Annotated in this window: 1 protein-coding gene and 1 pseudogene (both only partly in view); both read right to left on the bottom strand. The window is 76.9% G+C overall.

Going from position 1 to position 798, the window contains the following annotated elements; genetic code table 11:
- Positions 1-426 carry the 5' portion of a DUF1731 domain-containing protein gene (locus tag FrCorBMG51_RS24235; protein WP_338052813.1) on the bottom strand. It extends 201 nt beyond the left edge of the window, so 426 of the gene's 627 nt are visible here — the first part of the coding sequence; the start codon lies at positions 424-426; its stop codon lies beyond the left edge, outside the window.
- A gap of 89 nt (positions 427-515) precedes the next feature.
- A pseudogene (locus tag FrCorBMG51_RS33325) lies at positions 516-798 on the bottom strand (NAD-dependent epimerase/dehydratase family protein) (its annotated part continues 44 nt past the right edge of the window); the annotation flags it as partial.

The raw sequence follows: 798 nt of genomic DNA, 5'->3' as shown, positions 1-798 counted from the left end.
CGGCAGGATCGCCCGCCGGCCCACCGCCGCGCCGAGAGCCTGGGCGAAGGCGATGTTGGTGACCGGCGCCGGACTGGTCAGGTTCACCGGGCCGCGCAGGCCGTCCGCGGCCAGCAGAAAGATGATCGCCGCTGTCTCGTCCGCCAGGGTGATCCAGCTCAGCCACTGCCGGCCCGAGCCCAGCCGGCCACCGAGCCCGCGCCGAAACAACGGGAGCTGCCGGGCCAGCGCGCCGCCGCGCGCCGAGAGGACGACCCCCGAACGCAGGTGGCACACGCGCACACCGGCCTCCTCGGCGGCGGCGGTGGCTGCTTCCCAGTCGGCCACCAGCTCGGCGAGGAAACCGCTCCCACGGGGCTCGGACTCGTCGACCGGACGGTCCCCGGTGTCGCCGTACCAACCGGTCGCGCTCGCGGACAGCAGCACCCGCGGCCGCGGGTGGNNNCCCGCGGCCGCGGGTGGGTGGCGGCCACCGCGGTGGCCAGCAGGGTCGTCCCGGACATCCGGCTGTCGCGGATCCGCCGCCTGTAACGGGTGGTCCAACGGTGGTCGCCGACCCCGGCGCCAGCCAGGTGGACGACCGCGTCGGCCCCGGCCAGGGCGGCCGGCTCGAGCGTGCCGCGGGCCGGATCCCAGCGGATCTCCGAGCCGTCCCGCACGGGCCGCCGGACCAGGGCGCGCACGGTGTGCCCGTCGGCCCGCAGGGCCGGGACGAGCGCCGACCCGATCAGGCCGGATGCGCCGGAGACAACGACGTCCACGGGCTGATCCTCACCCCTGGATGGCTGGCGGGCGAGC

The sequence above is a fragment of the Protofrankia coriariae genome (genome assembly GCF_001017755.1).
Taxonomy (GTDB): domain Bacteria; phylum Actinomycetota; class Actinomycetes; order Frankiales; family Frankiaceae; genus Protofrankia; species Protofrankia coriariae.
The sequence above is the reverse complement of the archived record's forward strand: the minus strand, read 5'-3'. Positions and strand labels throughout refer to the sequence as shown.